We start from the raw sequence: 17,355 nt of genomic DNA, 5'->3' as shown, positions 1-17,355 counted from the left end.
GGTCGCCGACATCAGATGTCGCCGACCTCAGATGTATGCGCGGAAGACTGCGGCCGTGGCCGGGGCGCGCTCAGGCGGTGAAGCGGATCCGGCGGCGCCGGGCGACCAGGTAGAGGCCGGTGCCGAGACCGAGCAACGCCAGCGCGCCGACGGTGACGAGGGCGACCTTGGAGCCGGTGGCGGCGAGCCCGACCGGCTCAGCGGCCGCGTCGCCGTCGCACTCCTGCGCCTCCAGGTCGGCCTTGGAGATGGTGATCGGCTCGGCCGGGTCCACGACCGAGTGGCCATCGAGTAGGACGTCGACCGACTGGCCCGCGGTGGCCGGGAAGCGGACGTTGGCGGATTCGCCGCCGGCCACGTCGACCCCGAACGGGTCGCCGTCGACCGGCTCGAACGTGACCCGCACCGTCTCGCTGTCGGGGTTCGTGATGGTGATGGTGAGGGTTCGGCAGTCGAAGGTGAAGCCGGAGACCAGCTCGGGGCGCGGCGGGGCCTCGCAGTCGACCGTGCCGGACAGCTCCTCGGTCGTCGCCTGCGGGTCGTCCCAGGCCACGCTCACCACGAGTTGGACCGGACCGTCGCCTAGCTCGGACACCTGGTGGGTGAGAGTGAGTGGCTGGCTGGGGTCGTGCGGCCCGGAACCGCCGACCGGGCCGGTCAGCTCGCCGGTAGGCTCGCTGCTCACGTCGGCGATGATGAACGCGGCAGCGTCGGCGGGCGGGTGGGGCTGAATGACCCACTCCACGGTCCAGGCCGAGGCATCGGGATCCCACCCGCACTCGCCGCTGACCGAGGTCGGCTCGGCCTGGGCGGGGGAGGTGACCAGGATTGCCCCAAGCAACCCGAGCAGCGCGCTCGCGACAGTGGCGAGCACGCGGAGGGCGGCGCGGTGTCGGTGGTCCACGCGGGGCACTCTCCGGTGTGGTGAGGATGGGCGCCGGCCGGCGGAGGTGCCGACCCGACTGGACAAGACCTTACCCACTTGAAGCTAACGATGGGTTTCTGCTCAGCTGAAGTACAGCTTCGTTATACAAGCGTTATCAAAGTCTGCGAGGCAGTCTGGTTGTCGCAGCAAGACAGGGGCCCTGCCGACCGGAGTCGGCAGGGCCCCTGGGTGCTATGAACCCCTGGTGGTTACGGGGATCAGGCGGTGAAGGTCACCCGACGCCGGCGGGCCACCATGAACATGCCGCCGCCCAGCGCCAGCAGCGCCAGGGCGCCGCCCGCGATCAGCAGGGTGGAGGAACCGGTGACCGGCAGCTCGTCCTCGCCGCCCTCGCCGCCGTCAACTTCGCAGTCGAGCCCGTCGACCTCGTCGTTGAAGGAGACGATGGCGTCGCCGAACTCCAACTCTTCGCCGTTAAGGGTCAGGCCGACGCTGATCTCGAGGCCCTCCGAAGCGTGGAAGCCCACAGCAGTCGCACCGTCACCGGGAGCGTGCTCAACCACGACTGGGCTCTCGGCCGAAGCCTCACCGTCAGTCGCGACGCTGGCGTCATCTTCGATGACGGGCACGACCTCGCCGTCCTCGTCGATGGTGTAGGAGAAGCCGCTCGCCTCGCCGTAGGCAACTTCCTGGTTCGGGCTGAAGGTGACAACCGTGTCCGCCTCGCCCTGGCTGTTGTCGATGATGAAGACCAGGTGGGTGCAGTCGACGAGGTAGACGACGTCCGGGCCGAGGGGTTCGCCCTCGTCGGAGTGGTCTTTGCAGTCCTCGAGGTCGACGGTGGTGGACTTGCTCTTGGTCTTGGTCTTCCAGCCCCACTTGCCGGTGAACTCGACCTCAAGGGTGGCGGACTCGACGCCGTGCTCGACCTCCTGCGTGCCCGACACGCTCGCTGGCTTGTGGTGCGAATGCCTGCTGAGCTTGGTGCCGACCGCAATGTCACCGAGGGCGTCGACGCTCTCGCCGTCCGACTTGACCTCGGTGATCTCCACCTTGGCGTTGCTGCGAGGTGACACGGTCCACTCGATCGTCCAGTTACCGGTCGCGGGGTCGCACTCGGCCGTGTAATCGATCTTGGGCTTCTTGACCATCGACCCGCCGCCGAAAGTCCGTGCGTCGTCCTGGGCCGCGGCCGGGGCCGCGAACGCGAAGGCGCTGGTGGCGGCTAGCGCCAGACCGGCGGCGCCGGCGAGCAGCCGGCGGCTGAGAGAGGTTTGCTTCACTCCATGACTCCCGGGGTGAGTGTGGTTTCTGGAATGCCTGGGGGAGTTGAAACTCCTGGCACAGACGGGAACCTTAGCGGTCTGAAGCAAACTCTGCGCTCCCGCACAGCCCTCGTACAGGCTTGTTATAGAACCGTTATCAACCGAGCCGGCGTGGACGAACCTGATAATGCGTAGACGGGTATAAAGCGTGCTAATCGGGCGGCCGCTGCTAAAGAAGTGGCTCCCCGCGATCTGCGGGGAGCCACGGCCGGTCAGCGGCGGGGTCAGGCGGTGAAGGTCAGCCGGCGCCGGCGGGCCAGCAGGAAGAGCGTGGCGCCCAATGTGAGCAGCAGCACCGCGCCGCCGGCGATCAGTGCTGTCGTCGAACCGGTGATCGGCAGCTCGTCCTCGCCGCCGGCGCCGCCGTCGTCGCCCTGGTCACCATCGCAGTCGCCTGGGTCCTGCCAGGCGATCTCCTGTGATTCGTCACCGACAGTCAGGGTGACGGTGGTCCCCGCCTCGAAGCTCGCAGTGGCGCTCTGGCCGACCTCGATGGTGAGCGTCTCGGTGCCGTTTTCGCTGGTGAAGGTCGCTTCGAGCGAATCATGCGGGAACGGGTTGGTCACGGTCACCGCGAGCGAGTCGCACTGGGACACCGTATCGACCGGCACCTCGACCTCACCTGGATCGTCGCCGTTGTCGTCCCCGTTGCCGGGCCCGCCGTCATCATCGTCATCCTCCCGGCAGCCGTCCGGGCGGGTGACCGTCTCATCGACGGTCCGGGTGATCTGGTTGTTCCAGCGTACGGTGGCGGTGAGCTGCACCGACTCGACGTCGAGCGGAAGCCACTGCTCGGCGACGAACTCCTCCTCGAGGTCACGATCTTCGCCGATCGGGAGGTCGGGGGGAGCCAGCTCGGCCGGGCTGACCGAGACCTCCGTGATCTGGTATTGGTCCGGGAAGCGGACGGTTAGCTGTGCACTACTGACCGTCCAGGTTGCTAGCCACTGTCCAGGGGTCTCGTCGGCGCATTCGGCGACCCCGGCGACGTACGCCTCAGTGACGTATTGAGCGCCTGCCGGCGCGGCTACGGCGAAAGCGCCGGTCAGGCCGACGGCTAAGGCGCTGGCGGCAGCGAGGCCGCGACGAAAGAGTAGGGCTGTCTTCACTCAGAGCTCCCAGGAAACAGCGGTGATCAGGTCGTGGGTGGAGGGCTCAGCTCCGGAGCGCACTGTACGCCGGATCCGGTCGGCGCGCGGGCCGAGCGTGGCAGCGGATCTCGGCGTCCGAAAGGGGGGCCCCACCATCCTTTCGGACAGTAGGGTCCCCCAGGAGGAGCCGTTTTGTCAGGCGGTGAAGTTGACCCGCCGCCGGCGGGCCACCACGAACAGCACCGCGCCGAGCGCGAGCAGCGCCACCGCGCCAGCCGCGATCAGTGCGGTCGAGGCGCCGGTCAGCGGCAGTTCGTCCTCGCCGCCCTCCCCGCCGGCCTCGTCGCCGTCGGCGGTGCAGCCCGTCGCGGCCCACTCCTCCGAGGTGATCTCGATCCGATCGGTGATCGGCAGGTCGTTGCCGAGGATCCAGATTTCGAGGTTCTCGGCGCTGGCCACGTGCAGGGTGGCGGTGTCACCCACGGCGATGTCGGCCTGCGAGGTCTCACCGGCGCTGGTCTCGACGGTGAAGGTGACGACATCGCCGAACTCGTCCGCGGGGAAGGTGTTGGTGAGGACGACCTCCACCTGCTGGCAGTCGAAGCCCCAGCTCCCGATCTCCTCGGGCAGCTCCGGCCGCTCCTCGCAGTCGGCGGGGGCGGTCCAGCTCCATGTCTGGGTCCAACCTTCGGGCGAGCCGGTGTAGGTCACCGCAAGCTCGTCCCACTGCCAGGGAGCGAGCACCGTCGCGCTTTGGCCGGCGGGGACATCCTCGCGCGTGCCGCCCTCACCTCCGTCGTGCCCGATGACCCATTCGTACACGTCCTGGTCGGTGCCGCTGTGCAGCGTAACCAGTGTCCCGTCGCATGTGTTCTCAAATTCGACGCTCGGCTCGACGGGTTCGTCCACGACAGCCTGTGCGGGGATGGTGAATGCCAGCGCGCCGACCGTTCCGATGGCCACACCGGCTGCCCCGGCGATGAGCCGGCGCGTGAGAGAGGGGTTCTTCACCCAAAACTCCTGTAGGGATAGAGCGAACTAGACGGTGCCCGGCGTCGACCCGACGCCGGGCGGGGGGAGTCTTGACCTTACCGCTCCGAAAAGGATCCTGGGAGCCCGCACAGGCTCGTTGCCGAATCGTTACCGGGAGTGGTGTCCGTCGCGGCTTCCGGGTATCGCGGCTACGACCCGCGGGTAGCCGGTAGTGTCGCTCGCGTGACCAGGATCGTGGCTGGCAGGTTGGGTGGGCGGCGGCTCGACGCCCCGCCCGGTCGGGGCACCCGCCCTACCTCGGACCGGGTCCGGGAGGCGTTGTTCAGCAGCCTCGGGTCGCTCACCGAACTCGCCGGTGCCCGCTTCGCCGACCTGTACGCCGGTTCCGGGGCGGTCGGTCTGGAGGCGTACTCCCGCGGGGCCGAGCAGGTGCTGCTGGTCGAGTCGGATCAGAAGGCCGCCCGGGCCGCCCGCGCCAACATCGCCGCGCTCGGCGCCGGTGGCGCCGTCACCCTGGTCCGCAGCGCGGTCAGCACCGCGCTCGCCAGCGATCCGCTCGACCCGTACGACATCGTCTTCGCCGACCCGCCGTACACCGTCGGCGACCATCAGCTGGTCGCCGTGCAGCAGGCGTTGCTGGCCGGTCCGTGGTTGGCGCCGGGGGCGGTGGTGGTGTTCGAGCGGGCGAGTCGCGGCGGCCCGTTGCCGTGGGTCGATCCGATCAAGGCGCTCCGTGAGCGGCGGTACGGGGAGACCACTCTTTGGTACGGTCAGCGATCATGAGACGCGCGGTGTGTCCCGGCTCCTTCGATCCGGTGACGAACGGGCATATGGACATTATCGGCCGTTCGGCCGGGCTCTTCGACGAGGTCATCATCGCGGTGCTGGTCAACGAGTCGAAGACCGGTCTGTTTCCGGTCGAGGAGCGGATGGCGCTGCTGCGTGAGGTCAGCGCCGACTACCCCAACGTCCGGGTGGAGTCGTTTCGCGGGCTGCTGGTCGATTTCTGCCAGGCAATGGAGGCCCGGGTGGTGGTCAAGGGGATCCGGGCGGTCAGCGACTTCGACTACGAGCTGCAGATGGCCCAGATGAATATCGGCCTGGCCGGGGTCGAGACCTTGTTCATGCCGACCAACCCGCTCTACTCCTTCCTCTCCTCCAGCTTGGTCAAGGAGGTCGCCCGGTGGGGTGGTGACGTGACTGCTCATGTTCCGCCGCAGGTGTCGGCGCGGCTGGGTGAGCGGCTGCGCGGGTCTTGACCAGCCCGGCCGGGTGAGACGGTAGCCACTCCGGCGACACTCCGTGGCACGATCAGGTGGGGCCTGTGGTGGTGGACAGGTCGCATGATGGAGGTGTGTCGCGTGGGGGCGGCGTGGGGATCGAGGTCCCTCACCGGCCATGGATCGAGGACAGGGAGCAGACCGGGTGGACGCGCTAGAGCGGATCGACGAGATCGTTGCGACCGTGGAGAGTGCCCGCGCGATGCCGATGTCGCGCAACTGCCTGATTGACCGGCAGGAGTTGATCAACGCGCTCGAGGAGCTGCGGAACGAGGTGCCGAGCGAGCTGCGCCGCGCGGCCAACCTGCTGGTCGAGCGTGACAAGATCCTTGATGCGGGCAAGCGGGAGGCGGACCGGATCATCGCCGAGGGTGAGCAGGAGCACTCCCGGTTGGTGTCGGTGCATGAGGTGGTGGTCTCCGCCGAGCACGAGGCGAACCGGATGGTGACCGAGGCCCGGGAGGAGGCGCAGCGGTTGCGGGACGAGGTGGACGACTATGTCGACACCGCGCTCGCCAACTTCGAGCAGTTCCTCACGAAGTCGTTGGCCTCGATCGAGCGGGGGCGGGACAAGATGCACGCGCTGCGGGAGATCGGCGCCTTCAGCGCGTCGGAGGAGGAGTTGCCGGAGGCGGAGCCGCAGTCCTTCTGAGTTCTGCGGGCGCCGGCGGTGACCCGCCGGTTCAAGATCAACCTACCCCGATAGCCGGTGCCGGGCGTGGCCGGGTAGCCTGGTTGTTCGGCCTTTGACTGGTCGGAGTCTTACGATGCGTGATCATTCCAATGCTCAACCTAACCCTCGCTCGCCGCTGGTCCTCGACGCGAGGCAGCTTCCCCGTTCCCCTGGGGCGATGCGCCGGGAGGAGCGGGTGGTCGCCGCGCCGGAAGACCTCGGCATCGCGCTGATCGGCGTGCCGGCCGGCAGCGACCTGCAGCTGGATCTCCGGCTGGAGTCGGTGACCGAGGGCGTGCTCGTCTCGGGGACCGTGAGCGGTTCCGTCGAGGGGGAGTGCGCCCGCTGCCTGCGCCCGATCCGTGACCAGGTGGGGGTGGAGGTCCAGGAGTTGTTCGCCTACCCGGACAGCACCACGGACGCCACCACCGAGGAGGATGAGGTGGGCCGGCTACAGGACGAGTTGATCGACCTGGAGCCGGCCGTGCGGGACGCGGTGGTGCTGGCGCTGCCCACCAGCCCGCTCTGCCGGGGCGACTGTCCCGGGCTGTGCTCGCGGTGTGGGGCACACTGGGACGACCTGCCGGCGGATCATCGCCACGAGGACGAGATCGACCCTCGCTGGGCAGCACTGAAGAAGTTGACCTCGACGGAGGAGTAGGAGACCGTGGCCGTACCGAAGCGCAAGATGTCGCGCAGCAACACCCGTTCTCGCCGGGCGCAGTGGAAGGCCCGCCGGGTGCCGACCGCGCCGTGCCCGCAGTGCCGGGAGCCGAAGCTGCCGCACGCGGCATGCCAGGTCTGCGGCACCTACCATGGCCGGCAGGTCATCGAGCTGAGCTAGGCCGGCTGTCTGTGAGCCGGCCTCCTGAGGCGGTGCTGACGGCGGCGTTCGGGGTCTCCATCGACTCGTCGCTGCTGCAGCGTGCCCTCACTCACCGTTCGTACGCGTACGAGCACGGCGGACTGCCCACGAACGAGCGACTTGAGTTCCTGGGCGACGCCGTGCTCGGGCTAGTGATCACTACGGCGCTGTATCAGAACCATCCCGAGCTGGCCGAGGGGCAGCTCGCGAAGTTGCGCGCCAGTGTGGTCAACATGCGGGCGTTGGCCGAGGTGGCCCGGGGACTCGGCCCGGCCGGGCTGGGCCCGTACCTGCTGCTCGGTAAGGGTGAGGAGGCGACCGGCGGCCGGGACAAAGCCAGCATCCTGGCCGACACGATGGAGGCGCTGCTCGGCGCGATCTATCTGGAGCACGGGATGGACAGCGCCGCCCAGGTGATCCACAAACTCTTCGATCCGCTGTTGGCGGCGTCGGCCGCCCGCGGCGCCGGGCTGGACTGGAAGACCAGCCTGCAGGAGCTGACCGCAGAGCGGTCGCTCGGCGTCCCGGAGTACCGGGTAGAGGAGCACGGGCCCGACCATGCCAAGACCTTCACCTCCTGGGTGATCGTGGCCGGCACCCGGTATGGCGGCGCCACCGGCGCCAGCAAGAAGGAGGCCGAGCAGCGGGCCGCCGAGGCGGCCTGGCGGAAGTTGTCGGCCCACGCCGAGCAGGCTTCCGAGCTGTCGGCTCGCCATGCCTGAGCTGCCGGAGGTGGAGACCGTCCGGATCGGCCTGGCCGACCGGGTGGTCGGCCAGCGGATCAACGCCGTCGAGGTCCGCCACCCCCGGGCGGTGCGGCGGCACCTCGCTGGCGCCGACGACTTCGTGGCCGCGTTGACCGGCCAGACGCTCTGTGACGTCCACCGGCGCGGCAAGTATCTATGGCTGCCGCTGGACGGCGGCGATGCGCTCGTCGGGCATCTGGGCATGTCGGGGCAGCTGCTGCTGCCCGCTCCCGAACTGCCGGAGAGTCCCCACCTGCGGGTCCGGTTCAGCTTCGCCGGTGGTGGGCGCCCGCTGTGCTTCGTGGACCAGCGTACTTTCGGCGGGCTCTCGGTCTCGCCGTTCGGTCGGGCCGAGGTCCCGGACCAGATCGCCCACATCGCGCCGGACCCGCTGGATAAGGCCTTCAGCGACGATGGGTTCGTGGCGGCGCTGCGGCGCCGGCGGGTGGCGGTGAAGGCGGCCCTGCTCGACCAGAGCCTGATCTCCGGGGTGGGCAACATCTACGCCGACGAGGCGCTGTGGCGCAGCCGGCTCCACGGGCAACGCCGGTGCGACACCCTCACCGGTCCGGTGGTCCGGCGACTGCTGGGGCACGTCCGGGATGTGCTCGACGCGGCGGTGCGGGCCGGCGGCACCTCGTTCGACGCGCTCTACGTCAACGTCAACGGCGAGAGCGGCTGGTTCAGCCGGTCGCTCGACGCCTACGGCCGGGAGGGTCTGCCCTGCCACCGGTGCGGCGCCGCGATCCGCCGGGAGCCGTTCACCAACCGGTCGTCGTTCTCGTGTCCCCGTTGTCAACCACGGCCGCGGTCACCGCGGCTGTAGCCGCCGGGTCGCTGCCCCGACAACCATCCTGGCAGCCGCGTGTACGGGGCCGGGGGCGGCTGGTCGGTGAGCAGCCCGAAGCCGGCGCGCCGGCGCCGCAGCAGTGCCTGGGCCTGCGGCAGCGCGTCAGTGGGGACCGAGTGGACCAGGTGCCCGTCGCCCGGCTGGGAGCCGGCCGCGGACCAGCGCCGGTACTCCAACCAGGGGCCCTCGAAGGTGCAGATCGCGGCGCCGAGCTCCCGGTAGCACGGGTCGGTGGGCACCCCCGGGTTGAGCACCACCGTCGTCAGCCCGCAGCGGCGGGCGAGCCGTGCCGCCACCGCCACCGGCCCGAGGGCGAACGTGCTGGTGGGCGCGTGGTCCAGGAAGACCCCCGTGACCGGGCCGCCGGCCCAGCCGGTGACCTCGTCGAGCAGGTCCGCCAGCGGGCGGGCGGAGTATCCGGTGTCTACCCGCCCCAACACTCGTACCCCCGCGGCGGTCAGCTCCGCCAGCTGCTGCGGCGGCTCGGGCGTCGCCGCGACCACGGTGAGCGACCGGCCGAGCGCCGCCAGCGCGCGCCAGGTCGCCGGCTGTGCCGGAGGGTCGGGGTAGAACGGCAGCAGCACCTCGGTCACCGCCGTCTCCTCCCTGGCCGGAGGGTCCGGGCGGCGAGCGCCAGCCCGCCGGCGTACGCCGTGCCGAGCGCGAGCAGGGTGGTCGCCAGCGGTGGCTCGACGGTGCTCAACCACCCGTTGGTCAACGGCGACCCGGTGGTCAGCGGCGGCGACGCGCCGGTGAGCACGGCGGCGGCGAGCACCGGCGCCGCGGTTACGGCGGCGGCGCTGCCCGGGTAGCCGCGTTCGGCCAGCAGCCAGCCGAGCACTACCACGCCAGCGAGTAGCAGACCACCGGCGATGCTGAGCAGCACCACCGGTGGGTCCGGGTGGGCGGCGAGCGGGTGCGGAAGCTGGTGCGCGAGGCTGGCGAAGCCGGCGGCGGCGAGCAGCGGTATCAGCAGGCCGAGCAGGCTGCGCCAGGTCGGCCGGCGCAGGTGCCAGCCGAGCCACACCTGACCGGCGGGCAGCGCGATCAGCAGCGGCAGCAGGCTGGGCGGGAGGCCGCCGTTGCCGGGGGAGCCGGTGCGCCAGAGGAGGACCACCGCGGCCGCCTGCCCGAGGCCGAGCGCCGCGCCTGCGGCGGCGCGCCGGAGCGTGGGTAGGCCGAGCCGGCGCAGGTCGCGCCGACCACCGGCGAGGGTGGGGAGCAGCGGGAGGCCGCGCCGCGGTCCGGCCAGCCCCCAGCAGGCGATGCCGGCGGTCCGCGCCAGCGGCAGGGCGAGCGTCACCAGCAGCAATGCTGCGACGCTCGTCGGCGGGTCGGGCAGGGTGAGGGTGGCCGGCGGCGTCAGCAGGGCGACCACCGCGGGCCCAGCCAGCGCCCCGGTCGTGAGCAGCAGCAGCGGCGAACTCCAGCGCAGCAGGGTGAGTTCGGCGCCGGTGGCGGCACCGGTGGTGAGCACCGCGACATAGCCGAAGATCGCCGCGCCGACCAGCCACCCGAGCGGGCGGTCGGCGGCCGAAACCCCGGGGGCGAGGGCTACGCTGCCGGCCCAGCCGGCGAAGAGTAACAGCGTGGTCGCGAGGATGAGCCGGGTCGCCGCAGCTGCGCCGGCGCTGGCTGCGACTGCGCGTCCTGGCGGGGTCAGCCCCGACACCGCGGCCCAGCCGAGCGCGGCGGCGGTGACCGGAATCGGCCAGGGCAGCTGGGTGAGCGGTTCGGCGGCGGTGATCGCCGCTGCTGCCGCGGCCGCCAGCAGCGCCGCCCGCGACAGCGCCGGGGTCCACGACCGGCTGGTCGGGGCGGTCGAAACCCACCCGAGCTGGGTGATCGCGGCGGCCGGTAGCGCGGTCGGTGAACTCATGGCGGCGTCAGCGCTGGCCGGCGGCGACCAGCGCCCGGGCTGGTTGGCGGGGTCGACTGGTCGGCGGCGCTGGTGACGCCGGGCCGTTGGCGGCGACGTCGGCGTAGAGCAGCTCGTAGGCGCGGAGCATCCGGTCGGCGCGGTACTCGCGGTGGGCCCGTGCCCGGCCGGCGGCGGCGAGCGTGTGGCGGCGTGGTGCCTCCGTGAGTAGTGCGCCGAGAGCATGGGCGAGGGCGGCCGGGTCGCCCGGCGGCACCAGCAGGCCGGCGTCGCCGACCAGTTCGGCGGCGCCGCCGACGTCGACCGTGACCGTGGCCCGGCCGCTCAGCATGGCCTCCAGGACCGGGTACGGCTGCCCTTCGCAGCTGCTGCTCCGGACCACTACCTGGGCGTTGGCGTAGGCGTCGGCCGGGTCTGCCACCGGCCCGACGAAGGTGATCGCCTCCGCCAGCCCGAGCCGGCGGACGAGGGCACGGCAGCCGGCCTCGTACGTTGGATCGGTGGTGGGCCCGACCAGCCGCAGCCGGGCCGTGGGTAGGTCGCGGCGCAGCCGCCAGCAGGCGTGGATCAGGGTGTGGAGGTCGGCGCTGGGCGTGATCCGCCCGACTGAGACCAGGGTGGGGTGCTCGGGCTCCGGCCGCGGCGGGTACGCCGCCGGGTCGAGGCCGCCGGGGATCACCACTGAGCTGGCCGGGTGGGCGCCGTGACGCAGCTGCCAGCGTTGGTTGAACCGGCTCGCCGCCACCACCATCGCGGCTTCGGCGTAGCCGACGCGGGCGAGGCCGGCGAAGAACCGCAACATCACCGCGGTCACCGACTCGGGTAGCTGCCCGCCATAGTCGAGGTATCGCTCCCGCAGGTAGATGCCTTGTTCGGTGAGCAGGTACGGGATCCCGGCGCGCCACTTGGCGGCGAGCGCCACCAGCAGCGGCAGGCCGCTGGTGGTGGGGTGGCATACCTGGACTGGCGGCGCGGGCATCGCCAGTGGCCGCAGCGCGTGCTCCAGCAGCAGTGCGGCGGCGTGGGCGTTGCCCAGCGACAGCCGCGGGGTGGCGCCAGCGGCTCGCCAGGTGTCGGCGAGGATTTCGGCGGTCGGGACGCCGCCGAGCGGGTCGACGCCGTCGGTGGCGAGCGTGGCCAGTCGTCGCAGCGCGGCCCGGAAGGCGAGGGTTGGCTGGTCGTCGCCGCCCGCGAGGCCGCGGCAGAGCAGGATCGCCGCTTCGGTGGCGGCGCGTCGGTGCCGGCGGCGGGCCAACCAGCTATCGGGCGCGACCGGTGGCGACCAGACGGGTAGCTGGGTGAGCGTGGTGACGTTGGCGGGGAGCGGGTAGGCCAGGTCGGGCGGGTCGGTGGCGGGTCCGGTGAGGGCCACCAGGTGGTAACTGCAGCGGGGCAGCCCAGGTACGAGCGTGTGGCACCAGCTGCTGGTGCTGCTCGTGTGATACGGGTATCCACCCTCGGTGATCAGTGCCGCCCGCACCGCTCCTCCCGCCGTCGCCCTGGGGTGTGTCACCCGGGGTAACGACGCGCCGCGTTGATCCGGACGGGCGAATCAGCAATGGGCGCAGGAGTGTCCGAACGGTCGATTCGTCACCGGCCGAACACCTGGGTCCAGTAGGGGCGTCCGTTGCCGTCGAAGGCGAGCCCGACCCCGATCGTCTGGTGCGCGCAGTTCAGCAGGTTGCGCCGGTGCCCGTCGCTGTTCATCCAGCCGTCCATCACGTCGGCGGGGGAGCGGTACCCGTAGGCGATGTTCTCGCCGGCCGGGTTGGGGTACCCGGCGGCCCGCATCCGGTCGGAGGGCGAGCTGCCGTCGCGTCCGGTGTGGCTGAAGTAGTCGTGGGTGGCCATGTCCTGGCTGTGGTTGCGGGCGGCGGTGCGGAGTCGTTCGTCGGTGCCGACATCGCCACAGCCGGCGTTGCGCCGTTGCTCGTTCGTCAGCCGAGTTACTTCGTCTTCCAACGAGGTGACCTCGTCGGTCGCCTGGTTGTCGCCGCCGCTGTCGGTTCCGGCCGAGCCGTTGCCGTCGCCGGCCGGGGGCTCGCCGCCGTCGGCGGCGGCGTCGCTCGGCGGTTCGGGTTCGGGCGTCGGGGTGGGGGATGGGGCGGGTGGGGTCGCCGAGGGCGGTGCCGAGCCGGTGCCGGCGTGGAGCGTGTCGGCGGTGGGCGCCGCGCCCACCGCCGACACCTGCTCGGGGCCGTCGGCGCTCGGCGACGCACCGCCGCCAGCGGTCAGGCTGACTGCGGTGCCGGTACCCAATAGGAGAGTGAGGATCGCGAGCAGGCTGAGCAGCACCGGGCGGGCAGCCGAGATCGGCCGGCGATGCCGGCCGGCGGCGCCGGGAGACAGGGCGGTCGCGGCGTTCGGCGGGGCCATGGGGCTCCGCCGCGCCGCGCCGGCCGCCGCGTTGGGCCGCCTTGTGGTGCTCCTGCCCGACGGTCGGGTAGGTGAAACCTGCAGCTCTCTGCGTGTTCTCCGTGGCTTGGGCACGGCCGAAGGCTATGCCGTGGGCGGAGCAGAGCAAATTATGGCGGCCTTAAATGTTCCTTAGTCCTCGGCTGGGGCGTTGACTTGACTCCACAGCCTCGGCAGCGGACAATCAGGAGTGGCGCCAGTCGCGCCTGTTCCTGCCCGCCGGGGTTGTTCGGGCAGGGTTTTGTCGCGAATTCCACTAGGCGCGCGTGAGCCGGTGGTCCGGCAGCGCACTTACGAGGAGACGATATGGCGAAGGCCCTCTATGGCCACGTCGCGGCCGCGCCCGACCGGCGCATGCTCGACGAGGTCACCCGTTTGCGTGCCACGGTGCAGGCATTGGAGTTCGAGATCGCCCGGTTGCGGGCAGAGAACGACCGGCTGGCGGCCGCGGTCGCTGAGGCCGACGACGTGCTTCGGCTGGCCGAGCCGGCGCTGACGTAGCGCCGGGGCGGATTCCACCCGCTCGTCCCACCTGCATCCCGTACGCACCAAGTGCGCGCCGGCACGTCGTGGCGGCGCGCACGCTTTTTTGGGCCGAGCCGCCCGCGTTGAACGCTGCCGCTACGGTGACCCGGGGTGGCCTGCGCGCCTGAGCGCGTCACCCACTCAGCGGGGGTACGCTCCGGCTGAGCGCCCATGACCGCGCGCCCGTCCACGCTGGGCGCCGATTGACCACAGCCGGAGACTCGTGCATCTCAAGAGTTTGACGGTGAAGGGCTTCAAGTCCTTCGCCTCGCCCACCACGCTGGTGTTGGAGCCGGGGATCACCTGTGTGGTGGGCCCGAACGGCTCCGGTAAGTCCAACGTCGTCGACGCCATCGCCTGGGTCCTGGGTGAGCACAGCGCCAAGAGCCTGCGCGGCGGCAAGATGGAGGACGTCATCTTCGCCGGGACCACCGGGCGGGCGCCGCTGGGCCGGGCAGAGGTGACGCTCACCATCGACAATGGTGACGGGGCGCTGCCGATCGACTACACAGAGGTCTCGATCACTCGCCGGATGTTCCGGTCTGGCGAGAGCGAGTACGAGATCAACGGCTCCCAGTGCCGGCTGCTGGACATCCAGGAGCTGCTCTCCGACTCCGGGATCGGGCGGGAGATGCACGTGATCGTCGGGCAGGGCCGGCTCGACGCGGTGCTGCACGCCAAACCGGAGGAGCGCCGCGCCTTCATCGAGGAGGCGGCCGGGGTGCTCAAGCACCGCAAGCGTAAAGAGAAGGCGCTGCGCAAGCTGGACGCCATGGCCACCAACCTGAACCGGCTCACCGACCTCACCGCGGAGCTGCGGCGGCAGCTCAAACCGCTCGGCCGGCAGGCCGAGGTGGCCCGTCGCGCCGCCAGCATCCAGGCCGACCTGCGCGACGCCCGACTCCGGCTGCTCGCCGACGACCTGACCACGCTACGGAGCAACCTGGACCGGGAACTCGCCGACGAGGCCGCCGCCAAGCAGCGGCGTGAGCAGGTCGAACGTGAGCACACCGAGCTGAACGCGGCGCTGGCCGACGTGGAGGCAGCGTTGGCGGCCGACGCACCGGCCTACGCCGCCGCCCAGGACACCTGGTTCCAGCTCTCCACGTTGCAGGAACGGTTCCGGGGTACGGGTCAGCTCGCGGCCGAGCGGTTGCGGCACTTGACCGCCGATGACGAACCGGAGCAGGCCGGACGGGACCCGGAGGAGCTGATCGCCGAGGCGGAGCAGGTCCGGGTCGAAGAGGGCGAGTTGCGTGAGGTGCTGGAGGGCGAGACCGGCCGGCTTGAGGAGGCGGTCGCTGCCCGGGAGGAGCTGGAGCGGGCGCTCTCGGCCGCGGAGCGGCAGCTGGTCGCGGCCCAGAAGGCGATCGCGGACCGCAGGGAAGGGCTGGCCAAGCTGAGCGGCCAGGTCGAGGCGGCCCGCAGCCGGAGCACCGCCGCCGCCGACGAGTTGGAGCGGCTCGCCACCGCCGTCACCGAAGCGCAGCAGCGGGCGGAGGTCGCCCAGACCGCGTACGACGAGGCGGCCGCCGGCGCCACCGTGCAGGACCGCGACACCGCGGATCTCGACATCGCCCACGAAGCGGCGCAGGCCGAGGTCGAGGCGGCCCAGCAGACCGTGACCACCCTCAACGACGCCGAACGCCGCGCCGAGCGCGAGGTTACTCAGTGGCAGGCCCGCGAGGAGGCGCTGGCGTTGGGGCTTCGCCGCAAAGACGGAGCGGGGGCGCTGCTCGCCGCCGCCGACCGGGTCCCCGGGCTGGTCGGCAGCGTCGCGTCACTGCTCTCGGTCGAACCCGGCCACGAGGTGGCGCTCGCGGTCGCGCTGGGCGGGCTCGCCGACGCGGTCGCGGTGCAGGGGGTCGAGGACGCGGCCGAGGCGATCCGGGTGCTCAAGATCGAGGATGCCGGGCGGGTTTCGCTGCTGGTCGGAGGGGACCGGCTCGAGCCACCTCGGCCCGAGGCAGAGCTGCCCGAGGGCGGCCGGTGGGCGCGCGATGTCGTGACCTGCCCGGCGGAGCTGCGGCCGGCGGTCGCCTGGGCGCTGCACGACATCGCGCTGGTGCCTGACCTGGCCGGCGCGGCCGACCTGGTGAGTCGGGCGCCGCAGGTTCGCGCGGTCACCCGCGAGGGCGACTTGGTGGGTGCGCACGCCGCCGCTGGCGGCTCGGCCAAACAACCGTCGTACCTGGAGGTTCAGGCGGCGGTAGAGGAGGCGGCCGGCAACCGGGAACGGGCGCAGGCGCAGGTCTCCCAGTTGCAGGAGCAGCTAACCGAGGCCCGGGAGGCGCTCGCCGCGGCGAAAGAGCAGGTCCGGGTGTCGGCGGCGGCGAAGAAGGAGGCCGAGGGGCAGGCCAACGCCGCTGCCCGCCGGCTGGCCGAGTTGGGCGCCGCCGCCAGCTCCGCCCAGGCGGAGGTGCAGCGGCTCACGACCGCGCAGCAACGCGCCGCCGATGCCCGGGAACAGGGCGTGCAGCAGCTGGCCGAGCTGGCGGAGCGGCTGGAGCGGGCCGAGGAGACACCGGTGGACGAGGAGCCGGCCACTGAGGAGCGGGACCAGCTGGCGGCGGCGGTGCCGGCGGCGCGGCAGAACGAGTTGGAGATCCGGCTCGCGGTGCGTACCGCCGAGGAGCGGGTGAACTCGCTGGCAGGGCGCGCCGATCAGCTGTTGCGGCAGGCCGAGGCGCAGCGGGCCGCCCGGGAACGCGCGGCCGAGCGGCGGGCTGCCAAGCAGCGGGGTGCGGTGATCGCCCAAGCGGTGGTGACCGGTGCCGAAGCGGCGCTGCGGATGGTCAGTGACGCCTTGACGGTGGCGGCGCGGCAACGCGACGAGATCGCGGCGGCGCGGTCGGCCCGCGAGGCTGAGCTGACTCAACTGCGGGGCCAGGTCAGACAGCTGGAGCAGGAGCTGGGGCGGCTCACCGACGAGGTGCATCGGGACCAGGTGGCGCGGGCGGAGCAACGGCTGCGGATCGAGCAGCTGGAGGCCAAGGCGGCGGAGGACTTCGGGCTCGGGGTGGAGACGCTGGTCGCCGAGTACGCGCCGGATGTGCTGGTGCCCCCCACCGATGCGGCGGTGGCGTTGGCGGAGGCCGACGGCAAGCCGGTGCCCGAGCCCGCGCCGTATGACCGGGCGAGTCAGGAGAAGCGCGCCGCCAAGGCTGAGCGGGAACTGACTCTGCTGGGGAAGGTCAACCCGTTGGCCCTGGAGGAGTTCGCGGCCCTGGAGGAGCGGTACAAATTCCTCTCCGATCAGCTGGAGGACCTGAAGGCGACCCGGAAGGACCTGCTCACCGTCGTCGCCGACGTGGACGAGCGGATCCTGGACATCTTTACCTCGGCCTACCATGACACCGCGCGCGAGTTCGAGCAGGTGTTCGATGTGTTGTTCCCGGGCGGCGAAGGCCGGCTGGTCCTCACCGACCCCGACGACATGCTGACCACCGGAGTCGAGGTGGAGGCCCGGCCACCGGGCAAGAAGATCAAACGGTTGTCGTTGCTCTCCGGCGGCGAGCGGTCGTTGACCGCCGTGGCGATGCTGGTCGCGATCTTCCGGGCCCGGCCGAGCCCTTTCTACATCATGGACGAGGTCGAGGCCGCCCTCGACGACGTCAACCTGGGGCGGTTGATCGATCTGATGGAGCTGTTGAAGGGGCGTAGTCAGCTGATCATCATCACCCACCAGAAGCGGACCATGGAGGTCGCCGACGCGCTCTACGGCACCAGCATGCGCAACGGTGTCACGCAGGTGATCAGCCAGCGGATCCGGTCGGCGGAGCCGGCTGGATCCGCTGGCTGAGCGGCCCGCGGAGGGTTCGTCGAGC

17 protein-coding genes are annotated in these 17,355 nt (G+C 71.4%); 9 read left to right on the top strand and 8 right to left on the bottom strand.

All coding sequences use genetic code 11. The features are described from left to right. Nucleotides 1–70: 70 nt before the first annotated feature. From JQS43_RS18570 to JQS43_RS26205, 4 genes are all read right to left on the bottom strand, one after another. The gene (locus JQS43_RS18570) at nucleotides 71–904 is read right to left on the bottom strand and encodes a hypothetical protein (protein WP_239675662.1); all 834 of its coding nucleotides are present in this window, start codon (nucleotides 902–904) and stop codon (nucleotides 71–73) included. Between the two features lie 239 nt (nucleotides 905–1,143). Next, nucleotides 1,144–2,169 carry a PVV-CTERM domain-containing choice-of-anchor G protein gene (locus JQS43_RS18565; RefSeq protein ID WP_239675661.1) on the bottom strand — a complete coding sequence of 342 codons (1,026 nt, stop codon included), beginning with the start codon at nucleotides 2,167–2,169 and terminating at the stop codon, nucleotides 1,144–1,146. 266 nt (nucleotides 2,170–2,435) lie between these two features. Further along, nucleotides 2,436–3,320, bottom strand: coding sequence for a hypothetical protein (locus tag JQS43_RS18560; protein ID WP_239675660.1), 885 nt, complete (start codon nucleotides 3,318–3,320; stop codon nucleotides 2,436–2,438). A 177-nt stretch (nucleotides 3,321–3,497) separates the two neighbouring features. Beyond that, a complete protein-coding gene (locus JQS43_RS26205; RefSeq protein ID WP_338037129.1) occupies nucleotides 3,498–4,313 on the bottom strand; it encodes an LPXTG cell wall anchor domain-containing protein in 816 nt (271 codons plus the stop codon). Between the two features lie 204 nt (nucleotides 4,314–4,517). On the opposite strand from JQS43_RS26205, the gene rsmD reads away from it, so the two are divergent. The 7 genes from rsmD (at nucleotide 4,518) to mutM (ending at nucleotide 8,685) form a co-directional block, all read left to right on the top strand. Then, a complete protein-coding gene (gene rsmD / locus JQS43_RS18550; RefSeq protein ID WP_239675659.1) occupies nucleotides 4,518–5,078 on the top strand; it encodes a 16S rRNA (guanine(966)-N(2))-methyltransferase RsmD in 561 nt (186 codons plus the stop codon). Further along, on the top strand, nucleotides 5,075–5,554 hold the full coding sequence (gene coaD / locus JQS43_RS18545) for a pantetheine-phosphate adenylyltransferase (protein WP_239675658.1): 480 nt from the start codon (nucleotides 5,075–5,077) through the stop codon (nucleotides 5,552–5,554). The genes rsmD and coaD overlap by 4 nt, the downstream gene beginning before the upstream one ends. A 166-nt stretch (nucleotides 5,555–5,720) precedes the next feature. Beyond that, a complete protein-coding gene (locus tag JQS43_RS18540; RefSeq protein WP_239675657.1) occupies nucleotides 5,721–6,227 on the top strand; it encodes an ATP synthase subunit B family protein in 507 nt (168 codons plus the stop codon). Between the two features lie 115 nt (nucleotides 6,228–6,342). Next, nucleotides 6,343–6,909 carry a YceD family protein gene (locus JQS43_RS18535; protein WP_239675656.1) on the top strand — a complete coding sequence of 189 codons (567 nt, stop codon included), beginning with the start codon at nucleotides 6,343–6,345 and terminating at the stop codon, nucleotides 6,907–6,909. Nucleotides 6,910–6,915: 6 nt separating this feature from the next. Continuing rightward, on the top strand, nucleotides 6,916–7,092 hold the full coding sequence (rpmF, locus tag JQS43_RS18530) for a 50S ribosomal protein L32 (RefSeq protein WP_239675655.1): 177 nt from the start codon (nucleotides 6,916–6,918) through the stop codon (nucleotides 7,090–7,092). 11 nt (nucleotides 7,093–7,103) lie between these two features. Beyond that, nucleotides 7,104–7,835 carry a ribonuclease III gene (rnc, locus tag JQS43_RS18525; RefSeq protein WP_239675654.1) on the top strand — a complete coding sequence of 244 codons (732 nt, stop codon included), beginning with the start codon at nucleotides 7,104–7,106 and terminating at the stop codon, nucleotides 7,833–7,835. Continuing rightward, complete coding sequence (gene mutM / locus JQS43_RS18520; RefSeq protein ID WP_239675653.1) at nucleotides 7,828–8,685, top strand: bifunctional DNA-formamidopyrimidine glycosylase/DNA-(apurinic or apyrimidinic site) lyase; 858 nt, start codon at nucleotides 7,828–7,830, stop codon at nucleotides 8,683–8,685. The genes rnc and mutM overlap by 8 nt, the downstream gene beginning before the upstream one ends. Here the strand turns inward: mutM and JQS43_RS18515 are convergent. The 4 genes from JQS43_RS18515 to JQS43_RS18500 form a co-directional block, all read right to left on the bottom strand. Beyond that, nucleotides 8,655–9,302 carry a spherulation-specific family 4 protein gene (locus JQS43_RS18515; protein ID WP_239675652.1) on the bottom strand — a complete coding sequence of 216 codons (648 nt, stop codon included), beginning with the start codon at nucleotides 9,300–9,302 and terminating at the stop codon, nucleotides 8,655–8,657. The two genes, mutM and JQS43_RS18515, sit on opposite strands and share 31 nt — an antisense overlap. Then, nucleotides 9,299–10,588: a hypothetical protein gene (locus tag JQS43_RS18510; RefSeq protein ID WP_239675651.1), complete on the bottom strand. Its 1,290-nt coding sequence runs from the start codon at nucleotides 10,586–10,588 to the stop codon at nucleotides 9,299–9,301. The genes JQS43_RS18515 and JQS43_RS18510 overlap by 4 nt, the downstream gene beginning before the upstream one ends. Nucleotides 10,589–10,595: 7 nt before the next feature. Then, on the bottom strand, nucleotides 10,596–12,068 hold the full coding sequence (pelF, locus tag JQS43_RS18505) for a GT4 family glycosyltransferase PelF (protein WP_239675650.1): 1,473 nt from the start codon (nucleotides 12,066–12,068) through the stop codon (nucleotides 10,596–10,598). A 110-nt stretch (nucleotides 12,069–12,178) separates the two neighbouring features. Next, nucleotides 12,179–12,964, bottom strand: a complete 786-nt coding sequence (locus tag JQS43_RS18500; protein WP_239675649.1) for a CAP domain-containing protein — start codon at nucleotides 12,962–12,964, stop codon at nucleotides 12,179–12,181. Nucleotides 12,965–13,309: 345 nt separating this feature from the next. On the opposite strand from JQS43_RS18500, the gene JQS43_RS18495 reads away from it, so the two are divergent. Then, a complete protein-coding gene (locus JQS43_RS18495) occupies nucleotides 13,310–13,504 on the top strand; it encodes a hypothetical protein (RefSeq protein ID WP_239675648.1) in 195 nt (64 codons plus the stop codon). 247 nt (nucleotides 13,505–13,751) lie between these two features. Next, on the top strand, nucleotides 13,752–17,330 hold the full coding sequence (gene smc / locus JQS43_RS18490) for a chromosome segregation protein SMC (RefSeq protein ID WP_239675647.1): 3,579 nt from the start codon (nucleotides 13,752–13,754) through the stop codon (nucleotides 17,328–17,330). Nucleotides 17,331–17,355 lie beyond the last annotated feature (25 nt).

Source organism: Natronosporangium hydrolyticum, assembly GCF_016925615.1.
Classification (GTDB): domain Bacteria; phylum Actinomycetota; class Actinomycetes; order Mycobacteriales; family Micromonosporaceae; genus Natronosporangium; species Natronosporangium hydrolyticum.
Note: the sequence above shows the minus strand (reverse complement) of the source record. Positions and strands in the feature narration are given on the sequence as shown.

Excerpts from the sequence above, each read along its gene's own strand:
- coaD (WP_239675658.1), top strand. The coding sequence starts at position 5,075 with ATGAGACGCGCGGTGTGTCCCGGCTCCTTCGATCCGGTGACGAACGGG.
- JQS43_RS18535 (WP_239675656.1), top strand. The coding sequence starts at position 6,343 with ATGCGTGATCATTCCAATGCTCAACCTAACCCTCGCTCGCCGCTGGTC.
- mutM (WP_239675653.1), top strand. The coding sequence starts at position 7,828 with ATGCCTGAGCTGCCGGAGGTGGAGACCGTCCGGATCGGCCTGGCCGAC.
- JQS43_RS18510 (WP_239675651.1), bottom strand. The coding sequence starts at position 10,588 with ATGAGTTCACCGACCGCGCTACCGGCCGCCGCGATCACCCAGCTCGGG.
- JQS43_RS18500 (WP_239675649.1), bottom strand. The coding sequence starts at position 12,964 with ATGGCCCCGCCGAACGCCGCGACCGCCCTGTCTCCCGGCGCCGCCGGC.
- JQS43_RS18495 (WP_239675648.1), top strand. The coding sequence starts at position 13,310 with ATGGCGAAGGCCCTCTATGGCCACGTCGCGGCCGCGCCCGACCGGCGC.